25 protein-coding genes and 1 tRNA gene are annotated in these 26,787 nt (G+C 37.9%); 19 read left to right on the forward strand and 7 right to left on the reverse strand.

Annotated elements, in window-relative coordinates; genetic code table 11:
- Nucleotides 1-246: 246 nt before the first annotated feature.
- Nucleotides 247-1,227, reverse strand: coding sequence for a LuxE/PaaK family acyltransferase (locus tag J4051_RS12635; RefSeq protein ID WP_208234240.1), 981 nt, complete (start codon nucleotides 1,225-1,227; stop codon nucleotides 247-249).
- Between the two features lie 271 nt (nucleotides 1,228-1,498).
- A complete protein-coding gene (locus tag J4051_RS12640; RefSeq protein ID WP_208234241.1) occupies nucleotides 1,499-1,840 on the reverse strand; it encodes a T9SS type A sorting domain-containing protein in 342 nt (113 codons plus the stop codon).
- A 199-nt stretch (nucleotides 1,841-2,039) separates the two neighbouring features.
- Here J4051_RS12640 and J4051_RS12645 point away from each other — a divergent pair, with 199 nt between their 5' ends.
- Together J4051_RS12645 and J4051_RS12650 are read left to right on the forward strand one after the other, a co-directional pair.
- Nucleotides 2,040-2,723, forward strand: a complete 684-nt coding sequence (locus J4051_RS12645) for a response regulator (protein WP_208234242.1) — start codon at nucleotides 2,040-2,042, stop codon at nucleotides 2,721-2,723.
- Nucleotides 2,723-3,769, forward strand: coding sequence for a sensor histidine kinase (locus J4051_RS12650; protein ID WP_208234243.1), 1,047 nt, complete (start codon nucleotides 2,723-2,725; stop codon nucleotides 3,767-3,769). Before J4051_RS12645 ends, J4051_RS12650 begins: the two co-directional genes overlap by 1 nt.
- On the opposite strand, the gene J4051_RS12655 is transcribed toward J4051_RS12650, so the two are convergent.
- Nucleotides 3,743-4,801, reverse strand: a complete 1,059-nt coding sequence (locus J4051_RS12655; RefSeq protein ID WP_317192718.1) for a glycosyltransferase family protein — start codon at nucleotides 4,799-4,801, stop codon at nucleotides 3,743-3,745. The two genes, J4051_RS12650 and J4051_RS12655, sit on opposite strands and share 27 nt — an antisense overlap.
- A gap of 312 nt (nucleotides 4,802-5,113) precedes the next feature.
- On the opposite strand from J4051_RS12655, the gene trmB reads away from it, so the two are divergent.
- From trmB to J4051_RS12690, 7 genes are all read left to right on the forward strand, one after another.
- Complete coding sequence (trmB, locus tag J4051_RS12660; RefSeq protein ID WP_208234244.1) at nucleotides 5,114-5,788, forward strand: tRNA (guanosine(46)-N7)-methyltransferase TrmB; 675 nt, start codon at nucleotides 5,114-5,116, stop codon at nucleotides 5,786-5,788.
- Between the two features lie 2 nt (nucleotides 5,789-5,790).
- Entirely contained in the window at nucleotides 5,791-6,420 is a 630-nt protein-coding gene (locus J4051_RS12665) for a LysE family transporter (protein ID WP_208234245.1), read from the forward strand.
- Nucleotides 6,417-6,746 (forward strand): MGMT family protein, encoded by a 330-nt coding sequence (locus J4051_RS12670; protein ID WP_208234246.1) that lies wholly within the window; start codon nucleotides 6,417-6,419, stop codon nucleotides 6,744-6,746. Before J4051_RS12665 ends, J4051_RS12670 begins: the two co-directional genes overlap by 4 nt.
- 292 nt (nucleotides 6,747-7,038) lie before the next feature.
- The gene (locus J4051_RS12675) at nucleotides 7,039-8,175 is read left to right on the forward strand and encodes an Mrp/NBP35 family ATP-binding protein (protein WP_208234247.1); all 1,137 of its coding nucleotides are present in this window, start codon (nucleotides 7,039-7,041) and stop codon (nucleotides 8,173-8,175) included.
- Nucleotides 8,176-8,222: 47 nt separating this feature from the next.
- Complete coding sequence (locus J4051_RS12680; RefSeq protein WP_163517042.1) at nucleotides 8,223-8,468, forward strand: NifU family protein; 246 nt, start codon at nucleotides 8,223-8,225, stop codon at nucleotides 8,466-8,468.
- Between the two features lie 217 nt (nucleotides 8,469-8,685).
- Entirely contained in the window at nucleotides 8,686-9,747 is a 1,062-nt protein-coding gene (locus J4051_RS12685) for an NAD(P)/FAD-dependent oxidoreductase (RefSeq protein ID WP_208234248.1), read from the forward strand.
- A gap of 189 nt (nucleotides 9,748-9,936) precedes the next feature.
- Nucleotides 9,937-10,269 carry a 2Fe-2S iron-sulfur cluster-binding protein gene (locus tag J4051_RS12690; protein ID WP_208234249.1) on the forward strand — a complete coding sequence of 111 codons (333 nt, stop codon included), beginning with the start codon at nucleotides 9,937-9,939 and terminating at the stop codon, nucleotides 10,267-10,269.
- A 190-nt stretch (nucleotides 10,270-10,459) separates the two neighbouring features.
- Here the strand turns inward: J4051_RS12690 and J4051_RS12695 are convergent, their stop codons facing one another.
- The 4 genes from J4051_RS12695 to J4051_RS12710 all read right to left on the reverse strand — a co-directional run bounded on the left by J4051_RS12695 (nucleotide 10,460) and on the right by J4051_RS12710 (nucleotide 13,794).
- Nucleotides 10,460-11,638 (reverse strand): acyl-CoA dehydrogenase family protein, encoded by a 1,179-nt coding sequence (locus tag J4051_RS12695; protein WP_208234250.1) that lies wholly within the window; start codon nucleotides 11,636-11,638, stop codon nucleotides 10,460-10,462.
- 64 nt (nucleotides 11,639-11,702) lie between these two features.
- On the reverse strand, nucleotides 11,703-12,437 hold the full coding sequence (locus tag J4051_RS12700) for a tRNA1(Val) (adenine(37)-N6)-methyltransferase (protein ID WP_208234251.1): 735 nt from the start codon (nucleotides 12,435-12,437) through the stop codon (nucleotides 11,703-11,705).
- 41 nt (nucleotides 12,438-12,478) lie between these two features.
- Nucleotides 12,479-13,003, reverse strand: coding sequence for a ribosome maturation factor RimM (gene rimM / locus J4051_RS12705; protein WP_208234252.1), 525 nt, complete (start codon nucleotides 13,001-13,003; stop codon nucleotides 12,479-12,481).
- A 233-nt stretch (nucleotides 13,004-13,236) separates the two neighbouring features.
- Entirely contained in the window at nucleotides 13,237-13,794 is a 558-nt protein-coding gene (locus J4051_RS12710; RefSeq protein ID WP_208234253.1) for a 30S ribosomal protein S16, read from the reverse strand.
- A 430-nt stretch (nucleotides 13,795-14,224) separates the two neighbouring features.
- Between J4051_RS12710 and J4051_RS12715 the strand changes: the two genes are divergently transcribed.
- The 10 genes from J4051_RS12715 (at nucleotide 14,225) to J4051_RS12760 (ending at nucleotide 26,785) form a co-directional block, all read left to right on the forward strand.
- The gene (locus J4051_RS12715; protein WP_208234254.1) at nucleotides 14,225-14,689 is read left to right on the forward strand and encodes a DUF6252 family protein; all 465 of its coding nucleotides are present in this window, start codon (nucleotides 14,225-14,227) and stop codon (nucleotides 14,687-14,689) included.
- Between the two features lie 567 nt (nucleotides 14,690-15,256).
- A complete protein-coding gene (gene dnaE, locus J4051_RS12720; protein WP_208234255.1) occupies nucleotides 15,257-19,645 on the forward strand; it encodes a DNA polymerase III subunit alpha in 4,389 nt (1,462 codons plus the stop codon).
- A 428-nt stretch (nucleotides 19,646-20,073) separates the two neighbouring features.
- Nucleotides 20,074-20,391 (forward strand): thioredoxin, encoded by a 318-nt coding sequence (trxA, locus tag J4051_RS12725; protein ID WP_208234256.1) that lies wholly within the window; start codon nucleotides 20,074-20,076, stop codon nucleotides 20,389-20,391.
- Between the two features lie 167 nt (nucleotides 20,392-20,558).
- Entirely contained in the window at nucleotides 20,559-21,104 is a 546-nt protein-coding gene (locus tag J4051_RS12730) for a ClpP family protease (RefSeq protein ID WP_208234257.1), read from the forward strand.
- 97 nt (nucleotides 21,105-21,201) lie between these two features.
- Entirely contained in the window at nucleotides 21,202-22,131 is a 930-nt protein-coding gene (locus J4051_RS12735; RefSeq protein WP_208234258.1) for a DUF58 domain-containing protein, read from the forward strand.
- Between the two features lie 80 nt (nucleotides 22,132-22,211).
- Nucleotides 22,212-22,285, forward strand: a tRNA-Asp gene (locus J4051_RS12740).
- A gap of 482 nt (nucleotides 22,286-22,767) precedes the next feature.
- Nucleotides 22,768-22,941: a hypothetical protein gene (locus J4051_RS12745; RefSeq protein ID WP_208234259.1), complete on the forward strand. Its 174-nt coding sequence runs from the start codon at nucleotides 22,768-22,770 to the stop codon at nucleotides 22,939-22,941.
- A 132-nt stretch (nucleotides 22,942-23,073) separates the two neighbouring features.
- Nucleotides 23,074-25,107, forward strand: coding sequence for a tetratricopeptide repeat-containing sensor histidine kinase (locus J4051_RS19215; RefSeq protein ID WP_208234260.1), 2,034 nt, complete (start codon nucleotides 23,074-23,076; stop codon nucleotides 25,105-25,107).
- Between the two features lie 5 nt (nucleotides 25,108-25,112).
- A complete protein-coding gene (locus tag J4051_RS12755; protein ID WP_208234261.1) occupies nucleotides 25,113-25,781 on the forward strand; it encodes a response regulator in 669 nt (222 codons plus the stop codon).
- 641 nt (nucleotides 25,782-26,422) lie between these two features.
- Complete coding sequence (locus J4051_RS12760; protein WP_208234262.1) at nucleotides 26,423-26,785, forward strand: BlaI/MecI/CopY family transcriptional regulator; 363 nt, start codon at nucleotides 26,423-26,425, stop codon at nucleotides 26,783-26,785.
- Nucleotides 26,786-26,787 lie beyond the last annotated feature (2 nt).

Here is a 26,787-nt window from a genome sequence, read left to right on the forward strand (position 1 = left end):
GTGGGATTAGTTCAGCTACGTCCCACTCCCGATTACCATCGGGATGGCGAGACTGCTTCACTAAAAAAAACGCCTGACGAACTAAACTTCCCCAGGCGTTAAAAAACCAACCAATCAACTTAAAAACTTCTCTTTTTCAATTATAGAATACTTTCTTTTGGTTTCCCAAAAAGTCAGTTTTTTAAGTACGTAGTTGGTCGTGTAAATTGCAAGTTGATTACATGAATTCCAGACTTTAACATAGATTTATAACACCATTAGGTTGCAGCCTCTAATGTCAGAATTATCAAAGCGACCAATGACTTCAAAAGTGCTATCAGATAAAGTCTTTCCTAAGTCTTGGGTAGCGATAAATGCACAGGAATGGATATTGGCCAAGTCAATAATATTGATGCCGCCTGTTTTGTGATTTGGAAGTATGGACAGTGGATCTTCTGTGTCTCTGGTAAGAATGCGCATCCAATTGGGACATTCAAAAATGCCCTGGCCTTTGGAATATGCTTGGCTCAATAACTCGGTCATCCCATATTCACTATGAATGCTGTTTACTCCAAAACCTTGTTTGAGAATTTGATGTAGTTCCTCCCGTACCAATTCTTTTCGTCTTCCCTTCATTCCGCCAGTTTCCATGATAATGGTGTTTTTTAATTGAAATTGGTAAGATTCGACCAAATCCAATAAAGCGAAGGAAACGCCAATAAGCAGCACCTTTTTGCCTTGACTATCCAAGGCTATTAAAAGGTCTTTTAATTCCGAAAGGTTATGGAGGTAAAATCCACTTTCAACATGTCCAGAATGTTTGATCATATCTTCCACCATATAGATTAAGGACGAGCCTTCACGCTCCAAATAGGAAGGCAATAATGCCAACACAACATAGTCTTCAACGGGACCATAAAAATGGGTGAAAGCACGCCTAAAGCTCTCTTTGTAAATATTTAGATCCGTGACGTGGTGCTTGCTGGTTAAGTCGCCTGTAGTTCCTGAACTCGTGAACACTTGTTCAACAGATTGCCTAGTGCTTAATACATCATGAGATTTAAAGAATTGAATGGGAAAAAACGGAATGTCGGCAATACGGTTAACGTCACTTGAATGAATATATAGCAAATCGCAAAACGAACGATACACTCGGTTGTTCTCAAATTGAAATTTAAAAACCTCTAAGCTTGCTGATTCAAATTCGGCAGGTGTTTGAATGTTGAAAATAGTATCCTTCGTAATCATATCACAAAAATATAGAAAATAAAAAAAGCCTTACCTATATACGATAACGCTTTTCCAATATTTTAAAGGATTGTTCCGAAATCAATAATTTCTCATTTAAATTGGTGTAATTTCTACGTAATGCCGTCTCATTCAAAGCAGTTAATTCAGAATTGTTCGTTTGAGATTAGACTTTAGACTAAAAATCATTTATCAATCAAATAAAAAAGGAGATGATTTTCCGATAGAGGCATTGCTTTATGTGAGTTTTATTACATATTCGGAGTTGCAACTACCTTACGACAAGTTTTCTAGTGGCAGAATTGCCGCCTTCCTTAATTTTTAGAATGTAAATGCCAGCAACCAATTTGGAAATGTTCAACTCTTTTCCAAAAAGTGAAGTTGAAAGGATTTTTTTGCCCAAAACATCATATATTTCAATGTCTTTCGACAAATTTTCTTTCGTGGTAATATAGATTTTACCGTTGCTTACAGGGTTTGGGTAAATGGACAAACCGATAATGCCATCTGATGTAGATATCAATGGTTTGGAGGAATTCGTTTGTGCGTGACTAGTTGTAACGCCAAAGCCAAGTCCGAAGATTAAAAAAAGAATGTAAAAGTAGTTTTTCATCAAATTGAAATCTTTTAATATAAATGTACTAATATTATGGCAAATCCCATACCAAAAGAGTGTTAAACAATTAAAGTTTTCGACAAAAGGTTAAAAGATTGTTTTCCACAGGTTATCTTAATGTTATCAATCCTGTGCTTTTTTATAAGTATCTGCTTATAACCTTATCTTTACATAATAATATTTGAATGACCCCCTGATGAATAAAAAGGATATAAAAATTTTATTGGTTGATGATGAACCTGACATTTTAGAGATAATTGGCTACAATCTATCTGTGGAAGGTTATGAAATCATTACGGCAGATGATGGCATTAAGGCTATAAAAAAAGCGAAGAAAGAACGTCCGCAGCTTATCATTATGGATGTGATGATGCCTGGAATGGACGGAATTGAAGCCTGTGAGCAAATTCGTAAAATTCCAGAACTGAGCAATACCATCATTACTTTTTTGACTGCGCGTGGTGAGGACTATTCTCAGATGGCTGGTTTTGATGCTGGGGCTGATGATTATATCACTAAGCCCATCAAGCCCAAAGTGTTGACCAGTAAAGTGAAAGCCTTACTCAGACGATTAAATGAGGAGCGACCATCGCAAAAAATTCTTAAGATTGGCGAGTTGATTATCAATAGAGAAGAGTATAAGATCTCGCATCATGGCACTGAGATCATTTTACCAAGAAAGGAATTCGAATTGTTATCTTTGTTAGCAACCAAGCCTAATAAAGTATTTGAACGCGAAGAAATCTTAAATAAAGTGTGGGGGAATGATGTCGTCGTAGGCGGTCGCACCATTGATGTCCACATAAGGAAATTGCGTGAAAAAATCGGTGACGATTGTTTTAAGACCGTAAAAGGGGTAGGCTACAAGTTTGTTGACTAATGCGAAGAAAAGAGATAAGGAAGTCCTATAAGTTTGCTTTTAAAACCACATTGTATATTACTTTGGTTTTGACGGTAGTGCTTACTGTGTTTTCATTGGTCACAAAATCCTTCAATATATGGCCGATCTTAGGTTTTGCGGTGATTACTTATATCATTTCATTTTTCATCATTCAATATCGTGTGGAGCGTTTTATCTATAGAAGAGTCAAAAAAATCTATGATGATTTGACTCTATTGGAATCTGCTTCTTTACGCAAACAGCCCATAACTACGGATATGGCCACCCTAACACAGGAAATTGGAAAATTTGCCCAGGATAAAAAACTTGAGATAGAAACCCTAAAAGTTAGGGAAGAGTATCGCAAGGAGTTTTTGGGAAATATTTCACATGAATTAAAAACGCCGTTGTTTACAGTCCAAGGTTATGTTTTGACCTTATTGGATGGCGCCATGGACAATGAAAATCTCAGGGTAAAATATCTTGAAAGAGCCAATAAAGGTGTGGAACGATTGATCTACATTGTGCAAGATTTGGATATGATTACCAAATTAGAGGTAGGCGATTTGAGTCTTAATATAGAACCATTTGATATCGTAGCATTGGTGGAAGGTGTGTTTGATTTGCTGGAAATGAAATCTGCAAAGAAAAAAATCACTTTGACTTTTGATATGCACTATCCCGATCCAATTATGGTCAAAGCCGATAAAGAACGGATCAGACAAGTGCTCACAAATCTAGTTGTCAATTCCATCAAATATGGAAGAATCAAGGGAACAACCGAAATTAGCATCGAAAATTTGATAAAGAACAAGGTTATTGTGCGGGTTACTGACAATGGCGAAGGGATTGCAAAAGCAAATATTCCTCGTCTTTTTGAGCGTTTTTATAGAATTGATAAGAGCGGCTCGCGTAAGGAAGGTGGTTCAGGATTGGGATTATCGATTGTAAAACACATTATTGAAGCGCACGATGAGAAGATTTATATTGAAAGCGAATTGAGCGTCGGTAGTGAATTCTCATTTACCCTCGAAAAGGTTAAATAGTTCTTTAAAATTTGGAGTGTCTTCAATAGTTTCCAAACCTTTAAAGTTGTCAATATCTTTAAGTTTTTCTAAATTGAAATGCTCTTGTTTGCAAAATGGTGCCATATTGTTTTCTTGCATTCTTTTTGCTAAATACTCTTGCTCAAATTGCCCAGGTGTCGGAATGAAGAAGGCTTTTTTGCCCAATTTGGCCAAATCCATGATGGTGGTATAGCCAGAACGCGCTATAATTAATCGACTTGAATTTATGCATTTCTCCAATAAACCGGTGGTCATAAAGTTGTAAATAGTGAGGTTACCAGATTCTTCAATCCTTTGCTCATCTTCTATAACACCGCTTACAAAAAGCACTTTGCCTTGATAGATTTTAAATTCCTCTAATAATTTTTTCTCTAAAATCTCGCGTTGTGGCTCAGGACCAGACAGCAACACCATAATGTCATAGGATGTCTCACATGATTTTTTTTGAAACCTACTTAATGGTCCAATGTATTTTATGTTGAGTTTTGAATTATCTATATGCCCCATTTCTCCGCTTAAATTAGGCGGGTTTAAAACGTCAGGAACCCAGCATTCATCAAATTTTTTGATAGTATTTTGATGTATTTTTGTGCTGAGCCATGTCGTATTTCCACTTAGTACTTTTAACTGATGGGTTATAAAAACGGATGGTAACTCTTTATGGTAAATTCCAAATCGGTTATCCGAAATAACACCATCAATAGCGTGCGTCTCTACGATTTTTTTGATTGTTTTTTGTTCTTCGCGTATTGTACTTACAATCTTTGGAGAATCTCTAAAAAGTTTAAATTTTAAAAAGTGGCCTTTTTTGGAATAGCTGATATTGTAAGACGGTAATTCCAAGGCTTCCAAATTAGGGAACTCTTTTGTCAAAAGAGCAAGGGCAGCGCCATCACTCGCAAGAATAGGAGTGAAATTGTGCTGAATTAAAGCATGGATGATCGGAATGCAACGCGTGGCATGACCCAATCCCCAATTTAAAGGTGCAATTAATATCTTTTTTTTCATCATGATTTTTGCGAGCGACCACACCTTCCAAAAATTTCAAGGCGTGTCGTTGGCTTTCTCTGCTGTACTTGCCTAATATTAGCAAAGGTTTTGACTAAACAAACAAAAGGCTATTGAACGTTCTTGTAAAGGCAAAAAACGGATGCTGTTCCAAGCTCTCGCACAAATTTAGCAAACATTCAAAAAGAATCTCTTAACATTCGAAGATAAGGAACTTATGGCTTTCATATATTTGATTAATTTTGCCAATTATTAAAAGACAAGCATGTTCAGATGCGTACAACCCTGAAACGACAAACAAGAAACATCTAAAAAGTGGGAAGTAAAAACAAACTCAAGAGATTTAAGGAAAATGAAACCTTTTCAAACGTTTATCAACCGACGAGAGAAGAACTGGTCAATGACAATTTTGATTTGAAAGGACGTTGGAATGCTGAGGTTTTTAAAAACGATCACCCTTTGGTTTTAGAACTGGGGTGTGGCAAAGGAGAATATACTCTTGGTTTGGCAGAGAGATATCCAAATAAAAACTTCATTGGCATAGATATAAAAGGTGCCCGATTTTGGAGAGGTGCAAAAACTGCCGTGGAAGATGACGTTCCAAATGTTGCATTCTTGCGTACGCAAATAGAGCTCATTGACCACGCCTTTGGCAAAAATGAAGTTGACGAAATTTGGATTACCTTCCCAGACCCTCAAATTAAATATAAGCGTACCAAGCACCGTATGACAAATGCTGTTTTTTTGGAGCGCTATAAATCAATCCTTAAGCCAGATGGCGTGGTGCATTTAAAAACGGACAGTGAGTTTATGCATGGTTACACCTTGGGCTTGCTGCATGGTGCAGGGCATGACGTGGTGTATGCTAATCATAATGTATACAAACAAGAGGGAAGTCCTGCGGAAGTCACAGAAATTCAGACGTATTATGAAGGTCAGTATTTAGAAAAAAACAAAGCAATTACCTATATTAGATTCAAAATTAAATAAACTTGAACATTACTGTCATATTTTTACTTGGAATGGTCATCGCCCTTGTTGGTGTTATTCCTCCTGGATTATTGAATATGACAGCGGCCAAAATAAGCCTTAAAGAAGGACATGTAAGAGGCATTATGTTTTCGATTGGTGTTTGTGTCATCGTGTTTTTACAAACCTATATTGCGGCCATGTTCGCAAGATATTTAACCAACCATCAAGATGTGGTTGACGTATTGCAACGTGTGGCATTTGTTATATTTGTGCTGATCACGGTTTATTATCTTCTTATCGCGAAATCAACCCCGAAAAAGGAAATTGAGCCACAGCCCAGAAGTAAGCACAGTCGGTTTTTTCATGGCATGTTTTTATCGGCTATCAATGTATTCCCGATTCCCTATCAGGCTTATATGACCGTTACGTTGGCTTCATTTGGTTGGTTGGAATTCAACAGGCCCATGATTATTTCTTATGTTGGAGGTGCAGTGACGGGAACCTTTGTGATGTTATATATGTATATTTTCTTTTTTGATAAAATCAAAAATAAAAATCTCACCTCTCAAAAAAACATGAACTATATCATTGGTACGATAACTGGTATTATAGCCGTTGTCACTTTGGTCAATATTATAGCAGACCTATGAAACCAGAAACGTTCAATTTTTTTGATAAAGTATATGAGGTTGCCAAACAAATTCCCTACGGTCGCGTAACCAGCTTTGGAGCAATCGCAAACTTTTTGGGCGCAGCTCGAAGCGCACGAATGGTCGGCTATGCCTTAAATGGTTCGGTTGGTAAGGATGTTCCAGCACATCGTGTGGTCAATAGAAAGGGGTTGCTTACTGGTAAACACCATTTTGAAGGCACTAACTTAATGCAGCAACTCTTGGAGAGTGAGGGTGTTATCGTAAAGGATAATCAAGTCCAGAATTTTGATGAAATCTTTTGGGAACCCAGTAAAGAATTATAAATTCCAACTCTCAAAACCGAATTATCAGGCATTGATCATTTCAATCGGATGTTCAGTCTTAGAATTTTGTTCTATTTTTTCCTAATTTCTGTAAAATTTACAAATAATCACATAAAAAATAGTGATAGACCATTTCAATCTTGCCATTGAAATCTTCATGCTTCCAGTTTCCTTCTTCCAGCTATATTAATTATATTTGCACTTTAGAATGATTCTTAATAAAACTAAGCAAAGATTTAACGACGGACTTGTATAACCCTCTTTTTTCTTTGTCTTTTAGCATCTTATAACAATGAAATTACATAAACAAGACATCCTTAGGGCGCTCGAGAGCATTTCTGTTCCTGGCGAGGGTAAAAACATGGTGGAAAGTGGTGCAGTGAAAAACGTAGTTACTTTTGCTGACGAAGTTATTGTAGACATTACTATTTCTAATCCGACACTTCAGGCTAAAAAGAAGACGGAAGTAGAAATTATGAAAACCATCCATGATAAGGTTTACGAAAAAGCAAAAGTTACCGTCAATATAAAGGTGGATGCGCCACCAAAATCGCCAGCCAATACCATTAAAGGGAAAGCCATTCCCGGGATTCAAAATATTATAGCAGTAGCTTCGGGTAAAGGTGGCGTTGGGAAGTCAACGGTTACCGCAAATTTAGCGGTCACTTTGGCTAAAATGGGTTTTAAAGTAGGCATTCTGGATGCTGATATTTATGGACCATCTGTTCCTATCATGTTTGATGTGGAATTAGAAAAGCCTATTGCCATAAATGTCGATGGTAAATCCAAAATGAAACCAGTAGAGAGTTACGGTGTTAAGATTTTGTCTATCGGTTTTTTTACCCAACCAAATCAAGCTGTAGTCTGGCGAGGACCAATGGCGGCAAAGGCTCTTAATCAAATGATTTTTGACGCGCATTGGGGCGAGTTGGATTTTATGCTCATCGATTTACCTCCTGGAACCGGTGATATCCATTTAAGTATTATGCAGTCCTTACCTATCACAGGGGCTGTTATTGTCAGTACCCCGCAAAATGTTGCTTTGGCGGATGCCAAGAAAGGTGTATCCATGTTTCAACAAGAAAGCATAAACGTTCCGGTGTTAGGTATTATTGAAAATATGGCCTATTTTACACCAGCTGAATTACCAGATAACAAATACTATATTTTTGGAAAAGAAGGCGCTAGACACCTCGCCCAAGATTTAGATGTTCCATTTTTAGGTGAAATTCCATTAGTACAAAGCATCCGCGAAGCAGGAGATGTGGGGCGACCTGCAGCTTTACAAACGGCCACGCCTTTGGAAAAAGCCTTTGAAAAATTAACTCAGAACGTCGTGGAAGAAGTAGTCAGACGTAATGACGATCTACCACCTACAGAAGCAATTAAAATTACAACGATGGCTGGATGCTCAGCAGTTAAAAAATAAATAGCAATACCCTTAATTGGTATTGTCAACACCCTTAAATAAGTAATATGACAACCGAAGAACTTAGATTAAATGTTGAGAAAGCACTTGATGAAATCCGTCCATTTCTGCAAAGTGATGGTGGGGACATTGCTTTATTGTCCATTGAAAATGACAATTTGGTAAGAGTACAGTTAGAAGGTGCTTGTGTGGGATGTTCGGTCAATCAAATGACCTTAAAATCGGGAGTTGAAATGACCATTAAAAAATATGCACCACAAATTGAGCATGTCATCAATGTTGATGGCAAATAAAGCAGAGAGAGGTTACTGTCCCGATAGCTATCGGGAAGGTTTTTGTCAATTATCTCTTTAGACATTATTTTCAAAAACATCAGAACCGAATTCTCTACGCAAATGACAAATATCATGAAATTTAAGTTTTATTATTTGGAGTTTTGCGGAATAAAACGAAGTTGAATTAAATGAAATACCACTTTGGCCTGTTGACAGACAGGTTAGTGGCCACTATATGATTAAAACAGATATACTTATCATTGGCGCAGGACCAACAGGACTTTTTGCTGTGTTCGAAGCCGGATTATTAAAAATGAAATGCCACCTTATTGATGCTTTGCCACAACCTGGCGGTCAATGTACAGAGCTTTACCCTAAAAAACCCATCTATGATATTCCTGGATTTCCTGAGATCTTAGCGGGCGATTTAACTAAAAATCTTTTGGAACAGTGTAAGCAGTTTGAACCTGGATTTACTTTGGGTGAGCGGGCAGATACCATTGAAAAACAAGAAGACGGCAGTTTCATTGTCACCACAAATAAGGGCACGAAACACCAAGCTCCAGTAGTCGCTATTGCTGGTGGTTTAGGGAGTTTTGAGCCACGTAAGCCTTTGATTGCCAATATCGGCTATTTTGAAGATAAAGGTGTGGAATACTTTATAAAAGACCCAGAGATTTATAGAAATAAACGTGTGGTCATTTCAGGTGGCGGAGATTCCGCTTTGGATTGGAGCATTTACCTTTCCGATATTGCCAAAGAGGTCACTTTGATCCATAGACGTACTGAATTTAGAGGAGCATTGGATTCTGTGGACAAAGTCCAAGAATTAAAAGATGCCGGAAAAATCAATTTAGTGACACCTGCTGAAGTTATCAATATCGTTGGTGATCATAAAGTTGAGGCGGTGGTAGTTTCTCAAGCCTTAAATATCGAAAAGGAATTTGAGATTGAGTGCGATCATTTTATTCCATTGTTTGGGCTATCTCCTAAACTGGGACCGATTGCAAAATGGGGACTTGAAATCGAAAAAAATGCGATAGTCGTCAACAATGCCTTGGACTATCAAACCAATATCCCTGGAATTTTTGCCATTGGTGATGTGAATACTTACCCTGGTAAATTAAAACTCATTTTGTGCGGTTTTCATGAAGCGACCTTGATGTGCCAGGCTGCGTATCAAATACTTAATCCTGGTAAGCGCTATGTTTTAAAATACACAACGGTAAGTGGTGTTGATGGTTTTGATGGTACACGCAAGGAAGCACCGAAACAAGTTGTGAAGGCAATCGATTAATGTAGTCGGCAGTGAGCAGTTGGCAGTATGCAGATGGCGCTAATAAGTAGTATGCAGTAAGATGTAGTTGTAGATAGAGAATAGAATATTCAATAGGAATTCCAAAACCTCCTGCAAGGTTTCTAAAACATCCTGCAAGGTTTCTAAAACCTTGTAGGTTTAAAACTTATAGCAATTAAAGATTACTTCATGGAACAAGATGTAAAAATCAAAATAACAGATAGAGAAGGTGTTACTCATGAGGTTATGGCGCCCACGGATATGGCCATGAACTTAATGGAGGTCGTTAGAAGCTACGAACTTGCTCCAGAAGGCACCATTGGTACCTGTGGAGGAATGGCCATGTGTGCTTCTTGCCAATGCTATGTTATAAATGGCACTCCGCTGCCAGAAATGCAAGATGAAGAAGAGGCGATGCTATCTGAAGCATTTTATGTGAAAGATAATTCACGATTGAGTTGCCAAATTCCTATTACCCTTGAATTGGAGGGTTTGGAAGTGGAATTGGCGCCCGAATCTTAATTAGCAGAAGACCTGACAGGTTTTAAAAACCTGTCAGGTCTATCGGTCTTTATTCTTTTATTTAAAAACACAAAAAAATGCTTCCGTAAAAAGAAGCATTTTATGTTTTACAAATCGATTGGATAAGAATACCAACCAACTTCAAGATTAATTAGGTTGAACCTAAAGGATTCCTGCCTACGCAGGAATTTTATTTAAAAGCGTTCAAACCAGTAATGTCCAATCCTGTAATCAGTAGGTGGATGTCGTGCGTCCCTTCGTAAGTGATGACGCTTTCAAGGTTCATCGAGTGGCGCATGATGCTGTATTCACCAGTAATTCCCATGCCTCCCAATATTTGACGTGCTTCACGAGCAATGTTGATTGCCATATCAACATTATTTCGTTTTGCCATGGATATTTGTGCTGAGGTTGCCGTTCCATTTTCTCTCATGACTCCAAGTCTCCAAGCCAAGAGTTGTGCTTTGGTGATCTCTGTAATCATTTCGGCCAATTTCTTTTGTTGCAATTGGAATTGTCCAATAGGCTTTCCAAACTGCATGCGCTCTTTGCTATAGCGCAATGCTGTGTCATAACAATCCATAGCAGCTCCAATGGCGCCCCAAGCAATGCCATAACGCGCTGAATCCAAGCATCCTAATGGTGCGCCTAGACCAGATTTATTAGGCAATAAGTTTTCTTTGGGAACTTTAACATTATCAAAAATAAGTTCTCCTGTAGCCGAAGCTCTCAAGGACCATTTATTATGTGTTTCAGGGGTTGAAAAGCCTTCCATACCGCGTTCTACAATCAATCCATGGATTCGGCCTTCTTCGTTCTTAGCCCAAACTACAGCCACTTGACAAAAGGGTGCATTTGAAATCCACATTTTGGCACCATTTAGAAGATAATGATCGCCTTTGTCCTTAAAGTTTGTGGTCATACCTCCTGGATCACTACCATGATCTGGTTCAGTCAGTCCGAAACTTCCCATCCACTCACCACTGGCAAGTTTTGGAAGATATTTTTTACGTTGTTCTTCGTTACCGTATTTCCAGATAGGATACATCACTAATGACGATTGTACAGAAGCTGTACTTCTCACACCAGAATCGCCACGCTCAATTTCCTGCATGATTAGGCCATACGAAATTTGATCTAAGCCAGCACCACCATATTCTACAGGAATATAAGGCCCAAAAGCACCAATTTCGGCAAGGCCGTCGATGATCTGTTTTGGGAATTCCGCTCGTTGAGCATAGTCTTCAATGATTGGGGAAACTTCACGTTTTACCCATTCTCTTGAGGCATCACGTACCAAACGATGTTCGTCATTTAGTAACTCATCAATATTATAATAATCAGGGGCTTGAAACAAATCTGGCTTCATTCTTTTGGATTTAAATTATTGAAACACAAAAGTAACGAAAACGATATCAGGGAACAATTTTAAACTACATTTTGAGATAGAAATCTTTCGTCAGGGCAATATACTCTTCAGTGTACTGGTGCCGTGTAGTTTCGATGATAAGCTCCTTTGGCTCCACTGAAGTTTCCTGAAAAGAGAATTGAAGTAAACTTCGTTTGATTTCTGACTGCGGTGTTCCTTTAACTCTTAGAATCCGGTTGGCATAAAGATGTTCTTTGGATGCTAATACGATAAACTCCTTTTCTTCCGAAAACGGAATGACTACAGAAAAATATCCTTGTGGAGAAAGTAATTTTGACACACTTTCAATAAGCTGCCTGAACGGCATAGCATCCATGAATCGGGCCAAATCACGTTGCTCATTGTCGCTCTTGTATGTGTTTAGGTAAAATGGCGGATTCGAAATAATCAGGTCATATTTCTCTTCGGGTTCTGACTCATCATCAGAGTGATCTTCAACAAACTCCTCCAATGAAGCATGATAACAGAAAAGCCGATCTCCCCAAGGTGAATTTTCGAAATTTTCAACACATTGTTCGTAGGCAGCGTCATCAATTTCGATGGCATCAATAAGTTGGGCGCCGCTGCGTTGTGCCAACATCAATGCTAGGACGCCAGTGCCTGCCCCAATATCTAAAATAGAATAAGGGTGTGCATCCAAAGACGTCCAAGCGCCAAGCAATACCGAATCTGTGCCAATTTTCATGGCGCAACGGTCTTGGTTTATTGTGAATTGTTTGAAGCTAAATCGGTTTTCCATAAGAGTGAAAGTCCTTCCCTTTGTGAAGGATTTAGGATGGCTTATAAGTAGAGATCAATCAACCCTTCTGGTGTGTCAACAATAATTAATTTCTTCTTTTTGTCCACTTTCTTAATAAAGGCATCATTCATCGGAATCAAGATTTCAATCCCATCACGATCAATCTCGAAAAGCGCTTGGGCTGTGGAGTCATTGACAGATTTTACGATGCCGACCTTTCCGAAATTGACATCTTCAACCGTAAATCCGATGATCTCATGAAAATAAAATTTATCGCCCTCAAGCTTAGGTAGAAATTCCAAAGGGAGATAGAGATCAGATTTTAATAAGGCGTCGGCATCCTGTTCGGTGTCCACATCTTCGAATTTAATGCGCAACAATTCTGATTTATGCAATTGAGAGGATTCGATGAAAAATGGCACCAGATTATTGCGAAGATCAACAAAAACGGATTCCATGTCTTCAAACATTTCTGGTTCATCCGTGTCCAATTTTATCAACAGTTCGCCTTTGAAACTGTATTTCTTTACAATTTTCCCAACGAAAAAGCAGTCTTTTTTTAGCATCGGTTCTTTTTTTTTATTTAATCTATAATTTAATTAAGATCCTACATAACGGAGAAAATGTGCCCAATTTAAGTGGGATCTCGCCAAAAGGCGGGATTTGTTCAATAACGCATTCTTTTTATTCCCACCAGTGGGTTTTAAAATCTCGATATTTTAAATATAAAAAGAATGCTATTTCACAAAAAAACTCCGATAGGTCATATCGGAGTTTAAAAGTATAAAAAATAAATTCTTTATTCTTCTGTTTTTGTTTCCGCATCTTCTGCAGGAGTTTCTTCAACTTCTGCAACTTCTTCAGCAGGCGCATTTGCAGCAGCTTCAGCAGCTTCTGCGTCGGCGATAACCTGTGCAGCTTCAGCTTCACGCTTCGCATTTACTTCTTTTTCAGCTTCAAGAGCTTTCGCTTTCGCATCGGCACCAGCCTTTGCTAAACCTTCTTTTTTGGCATCAACTTTACTTGCTTTTTCTTCTAACCAAGCAGCATACTTTTCTTCTGCTTGCTCTTCTGTTAAAGCACCTTTTCTAACACCACCTGCAAGATGATTTTTCAACATGGCCCCTTTGTAAGACAAAATTCCTCTTGCCGTATCAGTAGGTTGTGCACCATTTTGAAGCCAACTTACAGCCAAGTCAACATCTAATTCAATAGTTGCTGGATTGGTTGTAGGATCGTAAGCACCGATTTTCTCTAAGTATTTACCATCTCTTTTTGATCGTGCATCAGCTGCAACAATCCAGAAATAAGGTTTCCCTTTTTTTCCACGTCTTTGTAATCTGATTTTAACTGACATAAATAATTAATTAGTGAGGTTCGCGACCTCTATTATTAATAAGTGCCTGCCCGATATAAACAATTTATATCTTTCAGGCGGGCGCAAAGATACTACAAATATTTTTTTATTGTCAAATTATTTACAGTAAATAAAGTGTGATTAAATACATTTGATGTCCTGAGACACAAATATTTACTGATTAATGAAGAATCAAAGGGTTTCGTCAATGGCAGGAATGGTTTAGGAGCGTCATATCGTGGTGATTTAAATGAGTTGAAGTTGGTTGTTTATTTGAATAAGTGGGCGTAGTGTCCGAAAATGTAAAATTGGCTTTAGTACGTTTGCTCTTTAAAAAGGTCTTAGGTTTTAAATACCTTCCGTTTTATGCTAATGAAAAGCTTATTTTTCGTTTATTTAGCCTCTAAATAAGTTGCTTTAATTTAATACTATGAGAAAAATTGTCTTGTTTTTAATTACAATTTCGACATTATATGGGTGTGGTGATGAGGTGCAATTTAATACGCCTGCGCTGCAAGGAAATAAAAACTATCAACTTTGGCGCGCTACTTATTTTGACGCTGTACTTGGTGAAAATGGCAAACTGACTATCAATGCTGGAAACAAACTTGAGAAAATGAATTTTGTGCTGTCGTCACTTCAGCAAGGAACCTATAGTTTATCTGAAATGAGTGATTCAAAAATCAATTTTTTAGATCTTGAAAACATTTCATATTCTACGATTAACCCACAAAATCCAGAGGGCAATTTTGATATGGAAAATGGGCAAGTGATTATAACGGAATTTGATGGAAATACAATTACTGGAACCTTTAGATTTATTGCCTTTTCGGCAGACGGTTTGGATTCCGTAGGATTCAATGAAGGAATATTCTATAAAGTGCCAGTACGATAATGTAAAGAATCATGAATGAATTTAAATGGCAACGTTTTTAGAGCATAATTATGGTGCCTTTGTCGCAATGGAACGCAGATGACGCCATTTAGGCTTGTTTTCACTGATTTTCAAACGCGTATTGAACAGAACTTCACAGATCGTCTTATTGGAGTTTTCAATTTTAAATTTGCTGCTTCTTGAGTTGTCTTAATTCCCAAAACTTTCTGTTACTGCATCCCTTCTATTTAAAAATAGAGCATAATACATTTAGAAACTTACTATTATAGTTGATATGGCCTAATTAACCACAACGATGCTTTTTTTTGTTGGCAACTGTTTATAACTTTCCCTTTAAAAAAGCGTTATTTATATGTAATTTTAAAAACTTTTCTTTCATAGAAAAAATCCAGCAATTTCAGCCATTTTAAGCTCAAACAGTCGTGAATTCGTGGTCAAATACGCAGCCATTTAGAAATTGTTTCAAATAATGTTTGAAAAACGATCCTATGATTGTGGGTTTGAGGAAAAGTAATAAGTATAGTCATAACATTTTTCCCCTTTGGGGAAATTAAAAGGGGATTTTTTATGTATTTAATATTCGATACCGAAACTACAGGATTACCAAAACGTTGGGATGCGCCCATTACCGATACGGACAACTGGCCAAGATGCATCCAAATTGCATGGCAATTGCACGATGGCATGGGGAATTGTATTGAACATGAGGACTATCTGGTGCAACCTGACGGATTTAATATCCCTTATGATGCTGAGAAAATCCACGGTATTTCGACCGAATTGGCACAACAACAAGGTGTTCCACTATCTGAAGTATTAGAGAAATTTAATGCTGCTTTGGCAAAAGCCAAATTTGTGGTGGGTCAGAATGTCGGTTTCGACCTGAATATAATGGGAGCGGAGTTCCATCGTGAAGCTGTGGTCAATAATTTACAGGAACTTCCGGTTTTGGATACTTGTACTGAACATACCGCAAACTTATGTCAACTCCCTGGAGGACGTTACGGTAGGTTCAAATTGCCAACCTTAACGGAGTTGCACGAGTTTCTTTTTAGTACACCTTTTTCAGAAGCTCACAACGCTACCGCCGATGTTGAAGCAACAACGCGCTGTTTCTTGGAGTTGATAAGACGTGAGGAGTACACCCAGGAACAGTTGGATGTATCGCCAGATTATTTCGAGAATTTTAAAGAGGCAAATCCGGCAACAATTCAGCTTATCGGATTAAAGCACATCAACTTAAAGGCTGAAAGTGCGAAAATCAAAAAACAGATTGAGGCACTCCAAGAATCTGACGAGCCGACAAAAAAGGAGATTGCCCAAAATATAGAAGAGCTAAAAGAAGTGGAATTTGTGCATTTGCACAACCACTCTCAATTCTCTGTATTGCAATCTACCATTAGCGTTCCTCAATTGGTAGCCATAGCAGCGGAGCAAAATATGCCTGCGGTGGCGCTTACTGACCATGCCAATATGATGGGAGCCTTTCACTTTATAAGAGCGGTTGGTAATCATAATAAAACTGTTGAAGCAAAAAATAAAGCTGCGGAAGAGCGCGGTGAAACACCTACCGAAAAAATAATCAAACCCATTCTTGGCTGTGAGTTTTTTGTATGTGAAGACCATAAAGATAAGTCGCGAAAGGATAATGGTTATCAGATTGTCATCTTGGCCAAAAATAAAAACGGCTACCATAACTTATCCAAATTGTCATCGCATGCTTTTGTGGATGGCTTTTATTATCTGCCACGGATTGATAAGAAGCTGATCCAACAGTACAAGGAAGATTTAATTGTATTGACCGGGAATCTCTATGGCGAAGTTCCAAGTAAGATTTTGAATATTGGTGAAAACCAAGCAGAGGAAGCACTGCTCTGGTGGAAAGAAGAATTTGGCGACGATCTGTATATCGAATTGATGCGCCATAATCAGGAAGATGAAAATCGTGTGAATCCTGTGTTGATTGATTTTGCAAGAAAACATGATATCAAGTTGGTGGCTACCAACAATACCTATTATAGTAAGAAAGAAGATGCCAATGCGCACGATATTTTGTTGTGTGTCAAAGATGGTGAGAAGCAGGCCACTCCAATCGGTCGCGGCAGAGGTTATCGTTACGGGATGCCTAACCAGGAATATTATTTCAAGTCTTCAGAAGAGATGAAAAAACTCTTTAAGGACATTCCGGAAGCCATCTCCAATATTCAGGAAGTGGTGGACAAGATTGAGGCATTTGAATTGGCAAGAGATGTACTGTTGCCGGCATTCGGAATTCCTGACGAATTCAAGCATGAAGAAGATCTTATCGATAAAGGTAAACGGGGAGAGAATGCCTATTTGCGCCATATTACCTATGAAGGCGCCAAAAAACGTTATCCGGAACTTACGGATGAAATTAGAGAACGCATCGACTTTGAGTTGAGTGTTATTGAAAATACGGGATATCCTGGGTACTTCTTGATTGTTGAGGACTTTATCAGGGAAGCACGGAATATGGACGTTTCCGTAGGTCCAGGGCGTGGATCTGCCGCAGGTTCGGTAGTAGCCTATTGCCTGAAGATTACCAATATTGATCCGCTCATGTACAATCTGCTTTTTGAGCGTTTCTTGAATCCGGACCGTATCAGCATGCCAGATATTGATATCGATTTTGATGATGAAGGGCGAAGCAAGGTGATGGATTATGTCATCCAGAAATATGGAAGTAACCAAGTGGCTCAAATCATTACTTATGGTACGATGGCGGCCAAATCCTCTATCAGAGATACCGCAAGAGTTTTAGATCTGCCACTTTTTGATGCCGATAGGATTTCGAAACTGATCCCTACCATGTCCAAATTGAGTAAAATATTTGGTTATGACGAAAAACAACTCAGTAAAGCGTTCAGGTCTGAGGATTTAGAGAAAGTAAACGAGTTGCTCAATATCGCCGATGGATCTGGCTTGGAGGCTGAAACTCTTAATTTGGCACGAATTCTTGAAGGATCTGTAAGAAATACCGGAATTCACGCTTGTGGGGTGATCATTACCCCTGATGATATTACAAAATTCGTCCCGGTAGCTACCGCTAAGGATTCTGATTTGTATGTGACCCAATTTGACAACTCTGTTGTGGAGGATGCGGGATTGCTGAAAATGGATTTCTTGGGATTAAAAACCTTGACCTTAATTAAGGATACAGTGAAAATTGTGAAAGCAAAACACGATATTCTGCTGGACCCAGATACTTTTCCTTTAGATGATGAATTGACTTACGAGCTCTTCCAAAAGGGCGAAACCGTTGGGGTGTTTCAGTATGAATCGCCAGGGATGCAAAAACATCTCAAGGAATTGAAACCAACCGTCTTTGAGGATTTGATTGCAATGAACGCTTTGTATCGCCCAGGGCCAATGGAATACATTCCGAGTTTTACCCGACGTAAGCATGGTGATGAAGAGATTGAATATGACCTCCCTGCGATGGAGGAGTATTTAAAAGAAACTTACGGTATTACCGTTTACCAAGAGCAGGTGATGTTGCTGTCCCAAAAGTTAGCCGATTTCACTAAGGGGGAAGCTGACGTTTTGCGTAAGGCGATGGGTAAGAAGCAAATTGCAGTTTTGGACAAAATGAAACCAAAATTCATTGCCCAAGCGGAAGCAAATGGTCATGACGCTAAAAAATTGGAAAAAATTTGGAAGGACTGGGAAGCCTTTGCGAGTTATGCGTTTAATAAATCACATTCAACTTGTTACGCGTGGATAGCCTATCAAACCGCCTATTTAAAAGCACATTACCCTGCCGAATATATGGCTGCGGTATTGAGCAATAACATGAACGACATCAAGCAAGTGACTTTCTTTATGGAAGAGTGCAAGCGCATGAAATTAAACGTGCTTGGACCTGATGTCAATGAATCCTTTTATAAATTTTCTGTAAATAAAGACTATGCGGTTCGTTTTGGAATGGGGGCCATAAAAGGTGTTGGACAAGGAGCGGTGATGACCATTGTGGAAAATCGAAGAAAAGATGGCCAATATAAATCCATTTTCGATTTTGCAAAACGAGTAGATTTAAGAGCAGCAAACAAAAAAGCCTTTGAGAATTTGGCTTTGGCTGGCGGGTTTGATTGTTTCACAGATACCCATAGAGCACAGTATTTTCAGGATGAAGGCGACGGAATTACCTTTCTGGAGAAAGCCATAAAGTATGGCAATAAACATCAGGAAAATGAAAATTCAGCCCAGGTAAGCTTGTTTGGCGATGCCAGTGATGTCCAAATCGCAGAGCCTTTGGTCCCACCTTGTGAAGAATGGGGTACTATGGAAAAATTGGCACAGGAACGTGAAGTGGTCGGAATCTATATCTCCGGGCATCCACTTGATGATTTTAAGGTAGAAATGAAGACTTTCTGCAATGCGACTCTGGCACATTTTGCAAATTTGGAACCTTTTGTGAATCGTGAAATGACATTTGGTGGTGTAGTGACCAATGTGGAACACCGTGTTAGCAAGCAAGGTAAAGGTTGGGCCATGTTTACTATTGAAGATTATACGGATAGTTTTGAATTCCGGATATTTGGAGAGGAATACCTGAGATTCAGACACTTTTTAGTGAGAAGTTCATTTGTGTATGTTAGAGTGTATGTTAAAGAAGGTTGGATCAATAAAGAGACGGGTAAGAGAACCGATCCGAGATTGCAGTTTTCCAATTTTCAGTTGTTGCATGACGTCATGGATACCTATGCTAAAAAATTGTCCATCCAATTGGAGATAAAAGATTTGAAAGAGACCAAAATTAAGGCGCTTGAGGATGTTTTAAGAATGCATGAAGGTAACCATGCGCTTAATTTCTTAGTGTACGATACAGAAGAGAAAATGAAATTACACATGCCGAGTAGGAAGCAAAAGGTGAGAATTTCTCAGGAGTTGCTCGATGAACTTGACAACCAGAATGTGTATTATAAGTTGAATTAACCAAGGCCTGCGATGGTAGGTACATCATGATAAGAAGATGAGTGTATACAATTCCCGCGCAGGCGGGAATCCTTTTAAACTCGTTAATCTAATAATGAGAAGATTTGTTTTGATATAAATCGCCATGGATTCCTTCACAATGTTTAAATCATGAGCTTTTGGATGCTTATGTTAGTTATAATTTTCCAAATTTATACATGGGATTGCAATGGGATTCTTTTTATAGGATTAGTGAATTTAGCATAACAAGAACTATTAGTTAACAAATGTAGTTGTGATCGAAAGCCCGGTTCATGTGCCCTGAAAATCATCATAACCATCGCAAATCCAGCTATAAGCAAAACAAATGTTAAGCCTATAAGGATTGGTAAATATTTTGACTAATTTTGTCTCTTTAAGTGAAAAACAACAATTAAAACATAGAAAATATGGCATTAGAAATAACAGATGCGAATTTTGAAGAAACGGTTTTGAAAAGTGATAAGCCTGTAGTAGTAGATTTTTGGGCCGCTTGGTGTGGACCATGTAGAATGGTTGGGCCAATCATTGACCAAATTAGCGATGAGTACGAAGGTAAGGCCATTGTTGGTAAAGTAGACGTTGATGCAAATCAAGAGTTTGCTGCCAAGTATGGTGTGCGTAACATTCCAACGGTTTTAGTTTTCCAAAACGGAGAAGTAGTTGGAAGACAAGTTGGTGTGGCTCCAAAGAACGCCTATACTGACGCTATTGATGCGCTTCTATAGTCGTTAATTACAGAGAAGCAACTGCCGTCATAATCGATTCAGAGTAAATAATTATGATGTGATGTGATATCTGTCATCAAAAAAGCATAATATTCGGATAATATGATAAAAGGTTTGCTGTAATGGCAAACCTTTTTTTATTTTAGATAAAAATTTAAACTTATAAAATGAGCAATAAATTAAAAATACAAGATCTTATCGATAGTAAATTGATAGAAGAGCGTAAAGTGTTTCTTTGGGGGCAAGTAGATGATAAATCTGCAAAACATGTTATTGACCGATTAATGTATTTGGACGCTTTGGAGACCAAAGACATCCATTTATACATCAATAGTCCGGGAGGCTATGTGACTTCGGGCTTTGCAGTTTATGATTGCATGAAATCCTTAAAAAGTGAGGTGTCCACAATCTGTACAGGATTTGCCGCCTCTATGGGTTCGATCTTATTGTCAGCAGGAGAAAAAGGAAAACGTTTTATCCAGCCACACGCACGTGTGATGATCCACCAACCAAGTGGCGGTGCGCGTGGGCCAGCAAGTGATATTGAAATTACGGCACAGGAAATATTGAAAACCAAAGAATTGAGTGCGCGTTTATTGGCAGAAAATTGTGGTCAGACCATTGAAAAGGTGATGAAAGATTTTAACCGCGACCATTGGATGGGTGCAGAGGAATCTGTGGCTTATGGGATTGTGGATAAAATAATTAAATAAGTATTAAGTATCAAGTACAAAGTATTAAGACTGAAGTGTCCTCAATTTCGGTCTTAATGCTTAATTTCAAAAGCAAAGTGGTCTAATATCTAAATTGATGAACTTACAGGCAGAACTCAATAAAACGGGAGGTTTTAAAAACCTTGAACTCCTCGCCAAACAAGTGGTTGAAGGATTTATTGCTGGAATGCACAAAAGTCCGTTTCATGGGTTTTCGGCGGAATTTGCTGAGCATAAGATTTACAATCAAGGTGAAAGTACCAAACATATTGATTGGAAACTGTACGCTAAAACAGATAAGTTGTTTACCAAGCGCTATGATGAGGAAACCAATTTGCGTTGCCACTTGATTATTGATAACAGTAGCTCTATGCATTATCCTGAAATGAAGGAGTTCTCAATAAGCAATCTTAATAAGATAGCCTTTTCAGCACTAGCTTCAGCCAGTTTAATGCATATTCTTAAAAAACAACGTGATGCCGTGGGCATGAGTATTTACAGTGATGCTTATGATTATTACGCACCAGAAAAGGGCAGTGAGCGCCATCATCAAATGTTGTTGAGCGAATTGAGCAAGACTGTAGTTTCAAAACCAGTTAACAAACAAACGGAAACTTATACCTATCTCCACCAGATTGCCGAGAAAATACATCGGAGATCGTTGATTTTCTTTTTTACCGATATGTTTCAAACAACAGCTGACGAAGCAAGACTGATTGAAGCGTTAAGGCATTTAAAACATAAAAAGCACGAAGTAGTTTTGTTTCATGTGTTCGATAAGGACAAGGAGTTGACTTTTGATTTTGAAAACACACCAAAACGTTTTATAGATGTTGAAACGGGTGAACACATCAATTTGTACCCAGAAACCATTAAAGAAGATTATGAACGGGCTGTGGGCTCTTATTTTGATGAATTGCGACTAAAATGTGGTCAATATCAAATTAAATATGTGGAGGCAGACATCACAAAAGATTTCGATAAAATCCTGACAACATACATGGTAGAGCGCGGAAAATTTAAGTAAGTAATAATTTTGTAAAAAATGAGCTAAATTGTTTGCGATATTGAAAATGCAGTGTATATTTGCACTCGCATTAACGCAACGGTCTGGTAGTTCAGCTGGTTAGAATGCCGCCCTGTCACGGCGGAGGTCGCGGGTTCGAGTCCCGTCCAGACCGCAATAATGCTAAGAAGCTCTAAAGAAATTTGGAGCTTTTTTTGGCAAGATTCCCATCGGCATGGGAAGAAGATGTTGTGTTGTTTCCTAATCCCGATAGCTATCGGGACGGAACGTAGTGATACCAAAGCAATTTGGTATTCCGATGAGAAGCTTTCCTTTTCTGTTTTTAACAGAATCGGGATGCTTTTTTGTTTTTCATCGAATATATTTTACATTCCTCTCTTAATAATTTTGTTAATAACTTTTTTATAATATATTTGTCACTCTTAAATAAGCCCCTAAACCAACTTGTTTCAAGAATAATTTAATCCATTTTTTTACAAGGTGTTATTGCATGTCCTTACTTCCCTCGACATGAAATTGCAATACTAGAGCTTTTTATGCTCAGAAATTAATAATCCATTCTTCCCTCGAATGGCATTTTTTATGCCCAATTATTAATTAACTAAAATAGTATATAACCCCCTAAATTGTAATTAAATGAAAACTTTAAAAATTACTTTATTACTTGCTTTATTTTTAATGGTATCTAGCCAAACTGACACAGCGCCTTCTCAAACTAAATCGGAAGCAAATAAGTACGAACAGTCAAAAACCCAATTTGACTTGTTGGCACACTCACGAAGCGGGATTCGTATTCCAACCCAAGGATAGATTTTAATGTCTTTATAAAAAGCATGAGCTCTTATTGTTATTAATAAGAGCTTTCTGCGTTGGCCTAAATTAAACCGTAGAGATTGAATAAATTATTATAAATTTGGAAGCATTCAAATAAAATAATCCAGCGTGTTCAGGTTAAGTTTCCTAATTGTACTTTTATTTTTTTTCGGATCGAGCGTCTATTCCCAAAAGAAGTTGGAGTCGCCTGAATACGATAGTATCCTAAAGTTTCAATCGCTCAGTAAAAATAATAAGCTAACTCTTGCGGAGCAATTTGCCTATGCAAAAAAAGCAGTGGCGCTTGCAACTGCATTGAAGATTGATTCTGTCATCATTAAGGCAAATCATAATTATTCCTTGCTGTGCATTTATACCGGTGATTTTGATGAATTTAAAAGGATCAATTTCAAAACCCTAAAGCTTTCAAAATCAATCAAGGACTCCTTGGCCATGGCTATTGCCAACCATAACTTGGGTTGGTACCATCATCAAAATAGGGTTCAAAATGATAGTGCCTATTATTATTATTCTAAAGCCTATAAGATTTCTGAACAGTTGGCGCTTACGTCACGTCAGGTAGAGATATTAATAAACATCTCAGAAATTCAAGGCCTTGAAAAAGATTATATAGGTAGTGAAGAAAGTGCGATCGAGGCCATAAAGTTGGCTGAACATCTTCCTAAGGATGAGTATATGATGGATAGTTTATGGTTGCTCTATACAAGGATCGGTACAGGGGCCACGACCATCAAAGTATGGGATAGAGCGCTTGAGTATCATGAGAAAGCCTACGCTATTGCTAAAAAAATGAAAGAGGGGTTCATCTTGCAGTTGTCTTCAGAAAACAATATGGCACATGTCTATAAGGAAATGGGTGATTATAAAAAAGCATTGACGCTATATGAAGGTATTTTAGATTATAAAGAGTTATTTGAAATAGAGCCTGATTTTTATGCCTTGATTTTGGACAATGTGGCTTACGCAAGATTTCTGAATGGGAGTAAGGATTTTGAACAGTTGGAGCATATGTTTGAAAGAGCGTATCATATTTCTGATAGTCTCAAAGATCCTGTGACCATGCTCTATGTGACCATTGATCTTTCAAAATTTTATAAAGCTCGAGGCCTGAAAGACAAAGCATTAAAGTATGCCGAAGAATCTTACCATTTGGCAAATGATATTTCGTCTAACGACATCCTACTAGAATCCATGGTTCTGCTCTCTGAATTAAAACCAGGAGAGGAAGGAAAAGTTTATTTGAAAGAGCACATCAAATTAAGTGATAGTCTCTTGGCTTATGAACGTGGCATCAGAAACAGGTTTGCGCGCATTGAGTTTGAGACCGATCAAATGGAATTGGAAAATGAGCGGATTGCCGCAGCGAAAATGTGGTGGACCATTAGCTCCATTGTGTTATTGGTGGGCTCCATCTTGGTCTATATTATTTTCACACAGCGGAACAAAAACAAGGCATTGAAGTTTAGACAAGACCAGCAATTGGCCAATGAAGAGATTTATAATTTAATGTTATCACAACAGGACAAAGTTGATGGTGCAAGAGCAGAAGAAAAAAAGCGTATTTCGCAGGAGCTGCATGATGGTGTTTTAGGACGGCTTTTTGGTACGCGATTGAGTTTGGACAGCTATAATTTAAATGAAGGAAAGGAAGCGGTTCAGGTAAGATCAAAATATATTTCTGAATTGCAGGCCATTGAAAACGATATTCGGAAGATTTCTCACGATTTAAGCACCGATTTTGTATCAGGCTCCGGATTTATGGATATTTTGAAAGAGTTGATTGAGAAACAAACTGAAGCCTACCAGCTGGGCTATGATTTTGATTATACTGACGATATCAATTGGGACGTTGTTTCGAATAAAACCAAAATTAATATTTACAGAATGGTCCAGGAATCACTCCAAAACATCTACAAGCACGCTAAAGCTAAAACCGTTAAAATTAGCTTTCAACTAAAAAAATCTGTAATTTGCTTGTTAATTATTGATGATGGTATTGGCTTCGATACAAATAAGAGTAAGAAAGGCATCGGTCTAAAAAACATCAATTCCCGAGTAAAGGAGCTCAATGGAACGGTGACATTCCATTCAAAAATTGATCAAGGCACAAGCATAAAAGTAAAAATCCCCTATACAACCTAAAACCAATGCAACACATTCATATATTGATGGTAGATGACCATCCTATCATAATTGAGGGTTACCAAAATACTTTGATGGCATCCAAGAAAGAAAACCAAATTTTACGCATAGATACTGCAAATGACTGTGACACCGCCAATCAATTATTGCAGCGTGCCGCAAATGAAAAACCTTATGATATTTGCTTTTTTGATATCAGCCTGCCCAGTTCCGTAGATGGCAAATTGACATCAGGGGAAGATTTGGCCAAAATGACTCGGGACATCATGCCCAATGCCAAAATAGTTATTCTGACGATGTTCGATGAATCCTATAGGGTGCATAGCATTATTAAGGATATTAATCCCGACGGATTTTTGATTAAAAGCGATATGACGTCCAGTGAATTGGCTGAGGCCTTCCAACATATTTTATCTTCGCCACCTTATTATAGTAGTACTGTTAGCAATTTTCTGAAAAAAACGGTTACCACCGACATTTATGTTGATGACATCAATCGGAAAATTCTACATCTTTTGTCGCAAGGCATTAGGACAGTTACTCTAAGAGAGCATATCAATTTATCTATGAGTGCTATTGAAAAACGCAAAAAGCAACTCAAGCTTTTGTTCTCTGTAGATGATGGAAAGGATGAAACTCTGATTGAAAAGGCACGAAAAAAAGGCTTTATTTAATAAAAAGTGTTAAAGTTTCTCTTTTTTTGATTTTTGAGAATTCTCCAAAACCCTACAGCGCCTAAAGACTACGGTTTTTCCGCAACAAGTTTACGGTTTTACCGTAACAAAATGTCAATTCTCTTTTCTATATTTGAGTTGTCAACAATAATTAATTAATCCCTCTAAGTAATTTGTTGAGTTAATAGCAAAAAAAGTAAAAACCTAATAGTTGACCGTCTGGAAAGCTTTTAGGTTTTTTTAGTGAAACCCGAAACCCAAAAGCGAAGCGCATTGGGTTTTGTTGGTTGTCCCGATAGCTATCGGGATAATCCCGCCCGATTGGTATCGGGATTGGCGGAATCTAAACCCAAAACCCAAAAACGAAGTACATCCAATTTTTCAACTGTCAAATCTGTAGTTCCTCGTTTACAATAACGTGAATTTCCGCTCTTTAATATCTTATTGATACTCCAAGATATTTATAAATACTTTTCCCACTTCTATATTATTTTCAATCTTTTAAACTAAAATGTTAGTTTCAACTAATATTTTAGTTATATTAGCTTTGTCAAAGTAAAGGAATATGAAATTTTAATGTCCTTAACCATGATAAATTTCTAAATTAACTAAAAAAATTCCTGCCTCCGCAGACTGTTATTATGAAACAACTTACAAAAGCCGAAGAAGAGATCATGCAGGTGTTATGGCAACTGCAGAAAGCCAATGTCAAACAGATTATAGAAGAATTGCCCAAACCAAAGCCTGCCTATAATACGGTATCGACGATTGTGCGGATTTTGGAAAGCAAAGGATTTGTGGATTATGAAAAGCAGGGCAAGGGACATATTTATTTTCCGTTGTTGCCAAAAACGGAATACAGCAACCAAAGTATTAATATGCTGGTAGATAATTATTTTCAAGGCTCTTTCAAAAGCATGGTCTCATTTTTTGTCAAGAAAAATGATTTGAGCTTAAAGGATATGGAATCGATTTTAAAGGAGATCAATAAAAAAGACGACTAATT

The organism is Gelidibacter pelagius, from assembly GCF_017581925.1.
Taxonomy (GTDB): Bacteria; Bacteroidota; Bacteroidia; order Flavobacteriales; family Flavobacteriaceae; genus Gelidibacter; species Gelidibacter pelagius.

What these genes read in the sequence shown, in the direction of transcription:
- J4051_RS12635 (WP_208234240.1), bottom strand. Translation starts at nt 1,227, where the DNA reads ATGATTACGAAGGATACTATTTTCAACATTCAAACACCTGCCGAATTT.
- J4051_RS12640 (WP_208234241.1), bottom strand. Translation starts at nt 1,840, where the DNA reads ATGAAAAACTACTTTTACATTCTTTTTTTAATCTTCGGACTTGGCTTT.
- J4051_RS12645 (WP_208234242.1), top strand. Translation starts at nt 2,040, where the DNA reads ATGAATAAAAAGGATATAAAAATTTTATTGGTTGATGATGAACCTGAC.
- J4051_RS12650 (WP_208234243.1), top strand. Translation starts at nt 2,723, where the DNA reads ATGCGAAGAAAAGAGATAAGGAAGTCCTATAAGTTTGCTTTTAAAACC.
- J4051_RS12655 (WP_317192718.1), bottom strand. Translation starts at nt 4,801, where the DNA reads ATGATGAAAAAAAAGATATTAATTGCACCTTTAAATTGGGGATTGGGT.
- J4051_RS12670 (WP_208234246.1), top strand. Translation starts at nt 6,417, where the DNA reads ATGAAACCAGAAACGTTCAATTTTTTTGATAAAGTATATGAGGTTGCC.
- J4051_RS12675 (WP_208234247.1), top strand. Translation starts at nt 7,039, where the DNA reads ATGAAATTACATAAACAAGACATCCTTAGGGCGCTCGAGAGCATTTCT.
- J4051_RS12680 (WP_163517042.1), top strand. Translation starts at nt 8,223, where the DNA reads ATGACAACCGAAGAACTTAGATTAAATGTTGAGAAAGCACTTGATGAA.
- J4051_RS12685 (WP_208234248.1), top strand. Translation starts at nt 8,686, where the DNA reads ATGATTAAAACAGATATACTTATCATTGGCGCAGGACCAACAGGACTT.
- J4051_RS12690 (WP_208234249.1), top strand. Translation starts at nt 9,937, where the DNA reads ATGGAACAAGATGTAAAAATCAAAATAACAGATAGAGAAGGTGTTACT.
- J4051_RS12695 (WP_208234250.1), bottom strand. Translation starts at nt 11,638, where the DNA reads ATGAAGCCAGATTTGTTTCAAGCCCCTGATTATTATAATATTGATGAG.
- J4051_RS12700 (WP_208234251.1), bottom strand. Translation starts at nt 12,437, where the DNA reads ATGGAAAACCGATTTAGCTTCAAACAATTCACAATAAACCAAGACCGT.
- rimM (WP_208234252.1), bottom strand. Translation starts at nt 13,003, where the DNA reads ATGCTAAAAAAAGACTGCTTTTTCGTTGGGAAAATTGTAAAGAAATAC.
- J4051_RS12710 (WP_208234253.1), bottom strand. Translation starts at nt 13,794, where the DNA reads ATGTCAGTTAAAATCAGATTACAAAGACGTGGAAAAAAAGGGAAACCT.
- J4051_RS12715 (WP_208234254.1), top strand. Translation starts at nt 14,225, where the DNA reads ATGAGAAAAATTGTCTTGTTTTTAATTACAATTTCGACATTATATGGG.
- dnaE (WP_208234255.1), top strand. Translation starts at nt 15,257, where the DNA reads ATGTATTTAATATTCGATACCGAAACTACAGGATTACCAAAACGTTGG.
- trxA (WP_208234256.1), top strand. Translation starts at nt 20,074, where the DNA reads ATGGCATTAGAAATAACAGATGCGAATTTTGAAGAAACGGTTTTGAAA.
- J4051_RS12730 (WP_208234257.1), top strand. Translation starts at nt 20,559, where the DNA reads ATGAGCAATAAATTAAAAATACAAGATCTTATCGATAGTAAATTGATA.
- J4051_RS12735 (WP_208234258.1), top strand. Translation starts at nt 21,202, where the DNA reads ATGAACTTACAGGCAGAACTCAATAAAACGGGAGGTTTTAAAAACCTT.
- J4051_RS12745 (WP_208234259.1), top strand. Translation starts at nt 22,768, where the DNA reads ATGAAAACTTTAAAAATTACTTTATTACTTGCTTTATTTTTAATGGTA.
- J4051_RS12755 (WP_208234261.1), top strand. Translation starts at nt 25,113, where the DNA reads ATGCAACACATTCATATATTGATGGTAGATGACCATCCTATCATAATT.
- J4051_RS12760 (WP_208234262.1), top strand. Translation starts at nt 26,423, where the DNA reads ATGAAACAACTTACAAAAGCCGAAGAAGAGATCATGCAGGTGTTATGG.